The organism is Pseudomonas sp. PS1(2021), assembly GCF_020405165.1.
Classification (GTDB): domain Bacteria; phylum Pseudomonadota; class Gammaproteobacteria; order Pseudomonadales; family Pseudomonadaceae; genus Pseudomonas; species Pseudomonas aeruginosa.
On record NZ_CP084484.1, the window covers coordinates 6,383,056 to 6,394,954 of the forward strand.

The 11,899-nt window shown below is 59.9% G+C and carries 9 protein-coding genes and 1 pseudogene; 6 read left to right on the forward strand and 4 right to left on the reverse strand.

The window, feature by feature from the left end; translation table 11 throughout:
• Complete coding sequence (locus tag LE197_RS30275) at positions 1 to 3,348, reverse strand: STY4851/ECs_5259 family protein (RefSeq protein ID WP_023086886.1); 3,348 nt, start codon at positions 3,346 to 3,348, stop codon at positions 1 to 3.
• Between the two features lie 452 nt (positions 3,349 to 3,800).
• On the opposite strand from LE197_RS30275, the gene LE197_RS30280 reads away from it, so the two are divergent.
• Genes LE197_RS30280 through LE197_RS30290 form a run of 3 tightly spaced genes read left to right on the forward strand, consistent with a single transcriptional unit; the run spans position 3,801 to position 4,965 of the window.
• On the forward strand, positions 3,801 to 4,088 hold the full coding sequence (locus LE197_RS30280; protein ID WP_044286366.1) for a hypothetical protein: 288 nt from the start codon (positions 3,801 to 3,803) through the stop codon (positions 4,086 to 4,088).
• Between the two features lie 5 nt (positions 4,089 to 4,093).
• Positions 4,094 to 4,357: a BPSL0761 family protein gene (locus tag LE197_RS30285; protein WP_071535074.1), complete on the forward strand. Its 264-nt coding sequence runs from the start codon at positions 4,094 to 4,096 to the stop codon at positions 4,355 to 4,357.
• A gap of 29 nt (positions 4,358 to 4,386) precedes the next feature.
• Entirely contained in the window at positions 4,387 to 4,965 is a 579-nt protein-coding gene (locus LE197_RS30290) for a DUF6088 family protein (RefSeq protein WP_306305319.1), read from the forward strand.
• Between the two features lie 122 nt (positions 4,966 to 5,087).
• Here the strand turns inward: LE197_RS30290 and LE197_RS30295 are convergent, their stop codons facing one another.
• Positions 5,088 to 5,639, reverse strand: a complete 552-nt coding sequence (locus LE197_RS30295) for a hypothetical protein (protein WP_003292749.1) — start codon at positions 5,637 to 5,639, stop codon at positions 5,088 to 5,090.
• Between the two features lie 658 nt (positions 5,640 to 6,297).
• Between LE197_RS30295 and LE197_RS30300 the strand changes: the two genes are divergently transcribed.
• Positions 6,298 to 6,765 (forward strand): hypothetical protein, encoded by a 468-nt coding sequence (locus LE197_RS30300; protein ID WP_071535073.1) that lies wholly within the window; start codon positions 6,298 to 6,300, stop codon positions 6,763 to 6,765.
• Positions 6,762 to 7,811: a hypothetical protein gene (locus tag LE197_RS37385; RefSeq protein ID WP_413247418.1), complete on the forward strand. Its 1,050-nt coding sequence runs from the start codon at positions 6,762 to 6,764 to the stop codon at positions 7,809 to 7,811. Before LE197_RS30300 ends, LE197_RS37385 begins: the two co-directional genes overlap by 4 nt.
• 78 nt (positions 7,812 to 7,889) lie before the next feature.
• On the opposite strand, the pseudogene istB reads toward LE197_RS37385, so the two are convergent.
• Together istB and istA are read right to left on the reverse strand one after the other, a co-directional pair.
• Positions 7,890 to 8,638, reverse strand: a pseudogene (istB, locus tag LE197_RS30305) (IS21-like element IS1474 family helper ATPase IstB).
• Positions 8,526 to 10,211: an IS21 family transposase gene (gene istA / locus LE197_RS30310; RefSeq protein WP_126621873.1), complete on the reverse strand. Its 1,686-nt coding sequence runs from the start codon at positions 10,209 to 10,211 to the stop codon at positions 8,526 to 8,528. The pseudogene istB and the gene istA overlap by 113 nt, the downstream one beginning before the upstream one ends.
• Positions 10,212 to 10,507: 296 nt before the next feature.
• On the opposite strand from istA, the gene LE197_RS30315 reads away from it, so the two are divergent.
• Complete coding sequence (locus LE197_RS30315) at positions 10,508 to 11,854, forward strand: hypothetical protein (RefSeq protein ID WP_226033789.1); 1,347 nt, start codon at positions 10,508 to 10,510, stop codon at positions 11,852 to 11,854.
• Positions 11,855 to 11,899: the final 45 nt, after the last annotated feature.

The following is an 11,899-nucleotide window of genomic DNA, read 5'->3' on the forward strand; positions in this document are numbered from 1 at the left end:
TCACTTCTGCATCGAGGCGGCTTGCGCCATGGCCAGGCCAAGTTGATAGACCGAGTCGAACCAGACGGTATCGAACTGGCGAGCGTTTCTGAGGCTGAACAGGCGTGGCGGGTCGGCTTGCCATTGCTGCCCGCGGCCGGCGTAGGTATCGAAGGCGGCCATGAAGGGCAGCATGACCGTGGCCAGCTTGAAGTCATTGGCCGGGAGCTTGCAGCAGCGGAGGAGCATTTGCCCGTGGGGCGTTTTCAGGAAGGCTCCGATATCCGTATTGCCGCTGCCGGGATATTGATGGGTTTCGGCGGGGTTGCGCCGGAACATCTGCTGCATGGCCGAGTTCTCGCCATCAAACAGGTACGACTGCCAGGAGGCGGTGAGCATCGCCGGGTTTTTCAGGAAGAACCCCACATCCGGGCTTTGCAGATCGAAGGAGTGGTGCAGGCCCTGATCGAAGATGAAGCGCAGCGCGGGCTGCCAGCGGGACAGGAACTGGCTCTTGCTCTGGATGTCGTTGCGGATTACCGACAGCATGCGCGGATTGTCGGCGGCCAGTTGCTGGCGCAGTGTCGCGAAGGTGCCGAACCAGTGCTCCGGGGCGATCAGCAGCCACTCGAAGGGCAGCTCGCAGGGCAGGCGCTCGGCCAGGCGGCTGGAGAAATCATCCAGCAGCAGGGTGGCCATGGTCAGCGCCTGCGGCTCGCGGATTAGTGCCTGGCAGATATCCAGGCTGGCCAGCGGCAGGTGGTGCAGCCGATCCAGCAGCAGCTCCAGCGTTTGCCAGTCATCAGCCTGCGGGTCTGCGGCCATGGCGCGCAGCGCGGCCCTGAGCTGGCGCATGCGCTCTTCGCCATCGCCTTCGCAGAGCGCCTCGCGCAGCGGGGTCAGGGGCTTCGACAGTTGGCTCGCGGTCGGTGGCACGATGGTCGCACGGCTGTGTAGCGGTGACTCGGCAGAGGTGTACAGCAACCAAGGGCCGACGGCATCGTCTGGCAGGCTGACCAGCCAGCTGCCGGTGAACACCTGTTCGGAAAAATGCAGCGGCAGGCTGACCGGGTCATGTTCCGGTTCTGCCAGTGGCAGGCCCAATATCAGACCCTCGGCATGCGGCTGCTCAAGCAGAACGTCGGAGCCGCTATCGTTCAGTGACGCCATCTCGCGCTGGCTGTGCAGGCGGATGCGCGTCGAGTAGCGGCCCACCTGTAGGCGAGCGTGGGTCTGGTGGGCATGAATCAACTCTAGCTGCACGACATGATCGAGCCCCGGGTGGCAGGACATCATCTGCTGGATCGCCGGAATCAGCTCGAACAGACGGATTTCGCGGATCCCGGTGTAGCGAATTTCCTGCGACAGGGTGGAGCGTGAGTCGGTGCCGCTGGAGGTCAGGCGAATCCGCCAGTTTTCGGCGCCCTGAGCCGACATCAGTACCGCGCGGCAGCCGATCAGTTCTTCGATGGTCAGGGCCTGATTCAGCTTGAGAGGAGTGTCGTTGCGCAGCAGCGTGACGCCATAGCCGGGGAAGGGCAGAGTGAGCTTCTGCTCGCCGTCGGGCCACTGCAGGCACAGCGGAACCGTGGTGGCCGGCCGGCTGCCGGTGCTCTTCAGCCGCAGGGTCAGGCCTGTTCCATCATGGCGGCGCTCCAGCGCGATCTGTTCGCTCTCGCAGCGCACGGGCACATCAGGCCAGTGGTGAAGGCGAATGCTGCCCTCGAGGGTAGTGGCGCCCGGCGCGTAGGTGATGGAGGCTTCGTCCGGGAGAAGCACGGCGCGGGTGTTCAGCAGGCGCTGGCCATCCTTGCGCCAGATCAGCCGGCACAGCCCCGGCGCCCGGGCTTGGGCGAGCGGCAGCTCCTTGCCCTGCGTGCGGACAAACAGCTCATGGGCGGGCGCATAGCTGGAAAAGCCCGTTCCCTGCTCAATGCGTAGGCGCGGCGTGCCACGGAACAGCAGCCCCGGCACGGAGAGCGCCTCCAGACTGTTGCCATGCCAGTAGGCTTCCGGGTGGCGGGTAGCGCTGGCGCTGATGGTGACAACGAAGGGCTGTTGTTTGTACGTGAGCCGGGTGGTACCGGCGGGAAGTTCCATCAGCATTTGCCCGTCGGCCAGGCAGTCATGCAGCTCGCGAGCCTCGCCTTCTTCGGCATACACGATGGTTCTTGCCGGCATGGCCGCCAGTGCCGACTCGCCCTTGACCAGCGCATCGCCCTGGGCGAGCAGGCGGGCAAAGGGGTAGGTATTCTCGAAGATCAGCGGCTCGTCATGGCTCAAGGCTTCGCCGCCCGGTAGGTTGGCAATGTGCAGGGTGGCGCCCCAGCGGCTGACGATCAGCTGCGCGGCATTGTGCAGGCTGTGGATGGCCGGCAGCGGCCTGGCGATCAGCTGGTATTCCTCGTCTCTAAGCAGGGCTTCGCCGACCAGGTATTCCCGCTCGCCGATGCGCAGCAGGAGCTGGAAGTGTGGCGGCAGCGCATCCACGGCCATCCCCAGCGCCTCGGCAACCTGATCGCGCCTGGCCTGAGCCTGCATCACGAAGGACAGCTCGTAGACGGGTATGGAGCCATCGGAACTGAAGCGCAGGCCGCGCTGGATCTGGAAAGGAGGCCGCCGCGACTGGGGCGTGATGCTGACTGTATCCCGGACCAGACCCTTGATCAGGCTGGCGGCGGCCTGGGAATCGAGGGCGATGGGGAAGAGCTCTTCCCAGTGAGGGCACTCTTCCTGCAGCCGGGCGATTGGGTCTTGGGCGCTCTGCAGGGCATAGGCCTTGCGGATGTGCAGCACCGCCTTGACCAAGCTGTCGAGCAGTTCGTAGACCGGCGCCTGCTGGTAGCAGGCGGGCAAAAGCTCGGCCTGGGCCTCGATGGCCTGGCGCAGACGCTCATCCTGCAGGCGGTATTCCAGTGCCTGCTCAGTGACCATGCGTAGCAGGCGGGATAACCCGCCCTGTGCCGACTCGACAAGGCGCATGGGCAGGCCGCCATTCACCGCGACCAGGCCGATGAAACGTTTGCCTTCACTTTTTATAGTGGTTTGCAGACGCCACTGACGACGCCCATCAATTACCAGGCTGCGGGTCTTCTCATGAGCTACCTTTCTCTGGCCAGCTGCCTCGCACAGTGGTCCCCAACGCCATGCTCCTCCCGGATATTCGCGCTTCCACCATTCGGCCGCAAAGAGTAGCCAGGCCTGAGCATATTCGGGATGCGCGTGTTGCCCCAGGTTGAGCCCATGCAAGAGCTGACGCAGTGTCTCGAATTCTTCTGATGAGGTCTTATAGGCGAATAGGGGGCGACCATCCGGCTCTTGCAGTCCACGCCTAGATAAAAAGTCTGAAATCCATTGGACAAGCGGCACACATAATTCCTTTTTTGTGAACGAGTGAGCTGCCTCAAAGGCTGTCCTTGGATCGTGTCCTTTTTTCAATCTCAAAACAAGGCGACAGATTCATCTAGCTCGTGGTGCTTGGGACGAGGTGTCCGATAACTGGGCCATGTTGGATGGCGGTGTTTCATATCCACCAATAGATCATTCTCGTTTCCCAGCCTGGGATCTGACGAAATTTCTGGCACCAGCGTTAACACAACCGAACATCGGGTTACCGTGGTATCTCGTAGGTAATCGGGAGTGGGAGTGCACGCTGATGAGATGGTTTTGCGTAGCGATATTTTGCGGTGGCATCGGGCTTTGGCTAAGTACCGAATACCAAATCCCGCAATGGCTGCTTTGGTCTTTGCTGTCGCTAGGAAGCACGATGTGGGGCCTGGCCAAGTGGATGGAGCGGCAGGAGGCCAAGACGGAGTGCAGTCATGATTGAGCACACAGATCCGGGTTGGTCTGCATGCCCAAGACTGCAGGCTTTGCCGCTTTCTGCACGGCAAACACTAATTGGCATTGCACCTTATCTGGAGCGGTTTCACAGCGGGCGGGAAGGCCTGCAGGAATTCCAGGTTGATGGACTGCTGTTCTACCCACTGGAGCTAATCAAGGGCGTGCTGGTACTTTCGCCTCAATGGCCGCGGCGCTTAACTGCGCGCTGGGTGGCGGGCGCTGGCGAGCCAGCTGTCTGGGACTTTGAGTTCATGACCAGGAGATAACGAGATTGACTCTTCCTTATGAAAGAACACGCGCCATCGTCAAAACAGAGGAGTTCCTGCGTGAACTCTCCCGTCATTCGGGGTTACCGCAGGATATCCGCAGCTATGCGAAAAGCCTGCTCAGGCACTATCCATCTGCCGATCAAATTTTCTCGCTGGGGCGCCTTGAGGAATGCCTGGTAAGCGATGGGCCTGAAGATGAGTATCGACGTCGGGTAATCGCTTTCCATCAGCCGTTGCTCTGCTCGTCGCTGGAGTCGACACGATAGCAATGTCCCGCCCTCATTCTGAGCCGCCGGTGTCTCACCTCGTCACGCAGCGGGTTAAGTTTCTGCGCAAGGGGAGGCCTTTCAGCATCAGGTGTCTTGCAGAGCTTGGTTCGAGCTCGGCCATCTCCAAGGCAGTCGCCCAACTGGTTCGTCGCGGTGAGCTTGAGCGTGTGTACCGTGGCATCTACATGCGGCCGAAATACAGCCACTACACCGGCCGGGTTCGTCGTTCTGGGCCTTGGGACTTGGTGCATCTGATTGCCAGGCAGAACCGTTGGGCACTGCAGATCCATGGCGCTGATGCCGTGAGACGTTTCGGGCTGAGTACACAGATGCCGGTCATCCCGATCTATTACACGAGCGGCTCCAGTCGATCTCTGTTTGTGGGGAAAGCCGAGATCAGGCTCGTGCATGCCGCCCCAATGCTGATGCAGCATGCAGGGACCAGGGTGGGGGTGGCCATCAGCGCACTGTTTTATCTCGGCAAAGGTGGTACTACTCCGGAACATGTTGCTGTAATCAAAAAAGCTCTCAGCCCCGAAGACCTGAGCAAATTAGTGGCCTGCAGAATGCCGAAATGGATGCGCGCAGCGCTGGAGACAACATGAGCCGCCCGAATCTGGTCGATATGCCGCTGACATGGCGCAGGCATGCTTGCATGAACCGGTAAGAGGCAGCCAGCCAGTCAGTTTGGCTGCCCATCCAATCAGTGTCGGATCTGCGTCTATTGCTAGCTGCCCTTTTCCATCTTTATCCGCGCCCTGCGTATAAAGCTCACCGACACATTGAACCGGCGCGCAAGCTCTGCATCAGAAACGCCCCCGAACTCCGATGCAATTTCGGGGGTTATTTCTGGCAGCGGTCGTTTGTACGACTGTATTCCAAGCTCCTTGCGCTTTTTCTTGACCGGGAAATTGCTGACGCCGAGCCGGTCAGCAACCTCTGTGTCCGGCATTCTTCCTAGCAGTGCTATGGCCTCGCTGGTCCAAATGTCCTCGAGAGGCTTGAAGCGCTCTCGAATTGTCTTTGGCTCTGGGATCTTAAGCTCTGCTCTGGCTTGTTCGATACGTTTGATGGAAACACCGAATCCTTTCGCAAGTCGATGATTGGTTTCCATCGCCAGTTGCGTAACCAGCGCCGCGGGAAGCTCGGCCCTTCCGGGGAAGAACTTTGGAATGTCGCTGGAATGACGGAAGCGCCGAACAGTGCTGGCGCCGATACCAAAACGCCTGGCCACTTCACGATCGCTCATTTCCCCTGCGTATGATTTCCAGTCACTCATTGTGCTCGCTCCTAATCCGAGGCTGGCCTCGCTCGATTTGCATACGGCCTTGTATTAAGAGTGCCCCTTGAAATACCCCTGATTACCAGATCGCATTGGCATAGCTTTCGGTTCCAGGTCCTGCCAAGGAAACAGCGCTAATGAAATTGCTTGCGGGAAGGCGGAGGAAATTCCGCGCATGCGCGGAATTTCGCAAGGGTGAGCAGGATTGGATTGGGGGTAGAGAGGGCTCAGGAGATAGGCCACCAAGACGTCCGTTTCAGTTGGTGTGTGGTCAGCCGAAGGGCAGCGATGCTCAGGGATGGTGTGCAACGAGTTGCTCTACCTCGTCGATGATTTCTGCTGCCCGTGCAGCCCAGGGGTTTAGCCAGCATGAGCAAGGTGGTGATGGTTGGCTGGTTGATGCCCCGTTTGGTCAAAAAGCCCCCATCCTGGCTGAATTCGTCGCTCAGGCTTCCATCGCGCCAGGGTGGTTTCCCGGTCAGGACATGGGGAATTTTCCGCGCATGCGCGGAATCAGTAGAAACGGCTATTGGCACTGAGTGGGTATTTCACGCCATCCGGCCGAACCCAAGCTCACGTGTCCATCAATTCACCCCTCAAACAGGGTACTAACGCCTCGCATTGTCTAGTAGTTCCCACACTAGCGAGAGGCGTCATGCTGACGATCAAATTAGGCGACATCCACGGAATTCATCCCGATTTTTCTCGTGTCGAGTGCGAGTTGGATCTGGCCCCCATAGGCCTTCCTGATCCAGCTCTGATACCCAAGGCGTTGGCCACTCGGATCAATGAGGTTTACCCATTGGTGATCTGTGGCCCAGATGCACTGTGTATCGGCCAGACGACGCTATATCGCTGGCTCAAGGCGCACACGGATCCCGAAACACCAGTGCGCTGTATTGAGTGGCCGAAGGGACGAATCAAGCAGTTCGCCTACCAACTCGTACTGATTGAGCGCTTGGTTGCACCTGCCCTGGCTCAGATTACGCGGCAACAGGTACGAGATTTATACGCCAACATCGGATCTGCAAAGGAGCAGTGGCCTCACGAATATCGGAGTCACGCCCACCTAGCTCGGCTGGTCGGGGTAAAACCGCTCAAGGGCTGTGGGGGTGAGAAATGAGCAAGCGCGAAATCCTGTTGAGGCTCGCCTCTGAGCAGGGACAGTCTCCTTGGATCGTCAGTGAAATTCTCAATCTGCTAGGTTTTCACCCCGAACTAATTGACCTGCCACGTGCGATTGATCAGCTCGTACGAGTGCTCCGCACATGCAATGTTGGTGTGCCGATTGGTCTAGAAAACTCTGATGACATCGTTTTACATGAGGCCTGCGAATGGCTTATCTCCCTATCCCGCCAACCCAACATCCGAGTGCTTTTGGGCGAGCAGTTTTGGCTGGGGAACAACAGGTCGGCAAGGAATCCTGTCCACCAGCGCGGTGTAAAAATTTTTGGATTTCCCTATGCCTCTTTTCTGCACATATTCAGAGACTACGAAAATGCTCAGGACTACGAGCGACTGCTCGCGCAGTTGCTCATTGCATCTCATAAAACAGGCACCGATCGCCTGATCAGTCAGCGCTACGAGGTTTACAAAGCGCTCGGCAACTTATGCGAACAGCGAAACTTCTTCATCCCACCTGAGTTAAAGGTCTGGGACACCTCCGAGAAGTTTGTGGTGAGCTGTAGAGGATTTTTGCCTGGAAAGTCGGGATCAGAGAATGCCGAGAGTTTTGCTGCAATCGCCCGATTTGTCCGTTACTGCAACGGCGAGTCGCCACGTGTGGGTGGCGGCGGAGGCGGACATAGAGGCCAGCGTAAGGAGCAGAGTCGACCAGAACTGATCAACTTCATAACAGAGGATCCCCGGGGATTTGTGCTGGGTGATCCCGATGATCCTGACCAGCTACCTGGTCACTACGACATCCTAGTGGGGCATACAGACACCGTTGATAGTGATCTGGCACCCGGTGAGATCAGCCCATCAACTGAGATTTGGGTGCTCGATGATGATGGTTGCGAGCGTCCGTATGTTGCTGATCTCCTAGGCCAACAAAATGTTGAGGCGCATATAGTACGAAGCAGACAGTTCCTGCCATTTTCGTACAACCAGCTCACCTTGGTGGAGTTGCGGAATTTGTTGTTTGGCGCCAGCTGCGGATTTCGGTGAACGTGACCGAGCGTTTCGCTAATACGTGACCGGTGCTTCCGCCCCGGTTGCGCGGGTTGTGGATTGTAATCGCATCGGTCACGATGCGGTTTGCTCCTCAGCTTTTTCCGGCGCAGTGACTCGCCCTTCAACGTCAGTCGGTAAGCGCTGTGCACCAGGCGGTCAAGGATGGCGTCGGCCAGGGTCGGGTCGTTGATCCAGCCATGCCAGTGTTCGATTGGTAACTGGCTGGCCAGGATGGTGGAGCGGTTGCCGGCACGGTCGTCGATCACTTCCAGCAGGTCGTGCCGGGCACCTTCTTCCAGCGGGGCCAGCGCCCAATCGTCCAGCACCAAGACATCGACCTTGGCCAGCTGTTGCAGGGTACGGCCGAAGCTGCCGTCGCCATGAGCGATGCGCAGTTGCTCCAACAGGCGCGGGGTGCGCAGGTACAGAGTGCTGTAGCCCTGGCGGCAGGCCTGGTTGCCCAGGGCGCAGGCCAGCCAGGTCTTGCCGGCGCCGGTCGCGCCGGTCAGCAGCAGGTTGTGCTGCTGGCGGATCCAGTCGCCGCCTGCCAGGCTGGCGATCAGGCGCTCATCCAGGCCGCGGCCAGGGCGGCGGTCGAGGTCTTCCAGGCAGGCGTTGGCATATTTGAGCTTGGCCTTCTTGCGCAGCCGTACCAGGCGCTGGTTGTCACGCCAGGCCAGTTCGCGGTCGAGCAGCAGGCCGAGGCGCTCATCGAAGCTCAGGCTGTGGCTGGCCGGCAGCGTCCATTGCTCTTCCAGGGCGCGGGCCATGCCGTCCAGGCGTAGCTGGTGCAGTTGATTCAGGGTGTGTTGCAGCATCATCGAACAGCTCCTGTTGCGGGGGGTGGTAGTAGTCGGCGCCACGGACGTTCTCGTGGTCGCTGGGTAAGCTCGTTTCGGCGGTGCGCGTGGGCAGCGGCTGCTGATCCAGGCCTTGCTGGAGCAGGTTGCGCACGCTGCGCCCGGTGAAGGCGCGCAGCTGGACGGCCCGTTCGGCGGCGGCTTCCAAGCGTGCATTGCCGTAGCGACGAGCCAGCGAGAGCAGGCCGAGACAGGCGCGGTAGCCCATCTCCGGATGCGGCTTGTGGGTCAGCTGGTGATCGATCAGTTGGCGCGTGTAGGGGCCGATCCGCGCGCCCCAGTCGAGCAGGCGTTGCGGCGTCCATTCGCGATGGGCCTGGTGTGCGGCGGGCATGTGTTCGCGCTGGGTGCTGTAGGCGCCGCGACGGCCCAGCAGCACATGGCTGGCCACGCGCCGGTTGCCATGCAGCACTTCCAGGGTGTGCGCTGTCAGCCGCACCTCGACGCTCTGCCGGGCCAGGGCGGAGGGCACGCTGTAGAAGCTGCCATTGACCTCGATGTGGTAGTCGATGTTGACCTTGCAGCGCTTGAAGCTGGCGACCTCGTAGGGATGTACCGGCAGCGCTCGCAAGGCCGGGCGATCCAGGCGCTCGAACCAGTCGCGCCGGCAGCCATCGAGGCGCTTGAACGGGCGTCGATTCAGCTCCTCCAGCAGCTCGGCGATGGCCTGGTTAAGCGCATGCAGGCTGAAGAACTGCCGGTGGCGCAGTCGCGCCATGATCCAGCGCTCGACCACCTGCACCGCCACCTCGGCCTTGGCCTTGTCCTGGGGTTTGCGTGGCCGGGCCGGCAGGATCACCGTCTGGTAATGCCGCGCACACTCCAGCGTTGCCCGGTTCAGACCCGGCTCGTAGCGATCTGGCTGGGCGACCAGGGCGCGCGGATTGTCCGGCACAACCATCTCCGGCACACCGCCAAAGTAGGTCAGTGCCTGGCCCAGCGAAGTCAGCCAGTCCACCTGGGTTTCGCCCGGCGTCGCGCAGGCATAGGTGTAATTCGAGGCGCCCAGGGCGGCGACGAAGATATGCGCCCGGCGGACTTCGCCGGTGGCCGGGTCGACCACCGGCAGCGTCGGCCCTGCATAGTCGATGAACAGCTTCTCGCCCGCGCGGTGCACCTGGCGCATCGAACGTTTGAGCGTCTGGGCGTAGCGCCGGTAGTGCTCGACGAACTGGGTGTAGCGGTAGGTCGGCTGGCCCGCATGCGCGGCGAGATATTCCTCCCACAGCAGCTGCAAGGTCACGCCCTTGCGCCGCAGCTCGCGGTGGATGCTCAGCACGTCGGGTGGCACCCGCTCACCGCGCGGCTTGTTTGTCGGCGCCGACGCAAACAAGGCGGCCGCCAGTGCGGCCTCGTCCATGGCCGCCAGCGCCGGCCAGTCCAGTCCGGCCACGCGCGCCGCCGTGACGTATTTGCTGACCACGCCTTTGGACAACTGCAAGGCGCGGGCGATCTTCTCGTGGGACAAACCGGCCTCGAACTTGAGGCGCAGACATTCTTTGATGTTTCGCATGGCTACTCGCGGCGCCGCCATCTTCCCCTCCCGAAATCGGGCGAGGGTGACGGCGCATCAGGTCATGCGCAACGAGAGGGAAGGCTTTCGCTAAGCCGTGACCGGCGATTTCGGTAAGCCGTGACCGCCGGTTTCGGAACGGGCGGAAAATCGGTCACGTTGCTACCGAAATGAGCGGTCACGCGTTAGCGAAATGACCGGTCACGATCTACCGAAACGGCCGGTCACGATGCTCCGAAATCCGCACCAGCGACCTATTCCACTCGTGTCTGCAAGAACTGTCCTGCACAAAAGACCCAGCTCGGATCCAGCTACGAATGGAGGCGATTGTTGCTCTGCATATCAGCCTGTGGCTGGGGCAGTCGATGACGCAGGTCGTCCAGTTATCCGTCGTTGATGATGAAACAGATGACGCCGATGGTCTGGCATTGATCCTAGGGGATTCGGCGCTGTTCAGTATGGTCGTCAGGCGCCCAGACCTGGCTGGCGACGATCGTTGGCAGGCCTCTTCTGGTGTCCGACTATCGTTGCTGCGAATTCTATTGCCCGATCTCGCTGGTAGTGCCCAGTTGGTAAAGCAGCTGCTCAAGGCATTTCCTCACTCTGCCAACCAGGTATTCACCTATCAAACTGAGCAGCTGGACGCCGAGATCAAAGCACTCCTGCTGGAATTGGGTGAAGACGACCGACGCTATACGCGAACCAAACTGCGCAGTTATTTGTTTCACCAAATAGTCACTGACACTCAGGACGTAGCAGCGGCATCCATGCTGTCAGGCGTTGAAATCCCCTCGGCGCAAACCCCGCGCTATTACCTACAGCTCGATGCCAACCACCTCCGCAACATTTATACGACCTCACTGGTGCGAGTGCTGACGCAGGTTTATGCATGTGCTGGTCTGGCGTATGAACCTGTCGGCCTCAATCCTGATCAACAGGGCGGGCTGGGAGCAACTCACTGCCTGCTGCCCGAAACCATTGCGTACAATGTAAGTGCAATGGCCGCGGTTTTGCGGAAGAAAGCGAACGGGCGTCTCAGCGATATGCTCGCTTGGCACAACTGTTACACCCTATGGTCAGTGCAGATGTTTTCGCTGATTACAGCCTGTAGGGCGATCCGCAACCCTCTGATGCTCATCGACGAGTTTGATTCTGTGTTGGGTATGGGCGCGCTGTCAGACAAGGATGCCGATGATCGTCATATGAGTCGGCTGATTTGCATGCCTCCGATGTTGAGGCGGCAAATAACAAATTACCTCGAGCACTGCGCATCTATCAGTAGGCAATTGATCGGCTATCTGTCACGGGATGATGATCGCGATAGATGGTCACGAGGTTTTTTCCTGTGGATTAGTCCGACTGGAATACGTCGTGCTGAAATTGCCCCGGACACAATTGTTCAACAGATGGTGCAGGTAGCCGGTTATACCGGCCATCGAGTCAATAGTTACCGGAAGTTCCTACGTACGGAGCTCACTGAGCGGGGCTGCCCTCCCGAGGCTCTGACTGCGCTCATGGGGCACTGGCTAAGGGGCGAAGAGCCGCAAGACGCCTATTCGTCGTTCTGCCCTGCGGCATATGCCAATGTTCTCGATGAATGGATTACCCCGCTACTGCGGGAACTTGGCTGGTCAGCCCTGAGCAGCCAGTGGGTGACCGAATGAACCTGCCCCGCCTAAACGATCAGCAGAGCAGTGTCATATGGTCGG

Bases quoted from the DNA above. Each gene is read 5' to 3' on its own strand.
- LE197_RS30280 (WP_044286366.1), top strand. From the start codon at position 3,801: ATGATTGAGCACACAGATCCGGGTTGGTCTGCATGCCCAAGACTGCAG.
- LE197_RS30295 (WP_003292749.1), bottom strand. From the start codon at position 5,639: ATGAGTGACTGGAAATCATACGCAGGGGAAATGAGCGATCGTGAAGTG.
- LE197_RS30300 (WP_071535073.1), top strand. From the start codon at position 6,298: ATGCTGACGATCAAATTAGGCGACATCCACGGAATTCATCCCGATTTT.
- LE197_RS37385 (WP_413247418.1), top strand. From the start codon at position 6,762: ATGAGCAAGCGCGAAATCCTGTTGAGGCTCGCCTCTGAGCAGGGACAG.
- istA (WP_126621873.1), bottom strand. From the start codon at position 10,211: ATGGCGGCGCCGCGAGTAGCCATGCGAAACATCAAAGAATGTCTGCGC.
- LE197_RS30315 (WP_226033789.1), top strand. From the start codon at position 10,508: ATGGAGGCGATTGTTGCTCTGCATATCAGCCTGTGGCTGGGGCAGTCG.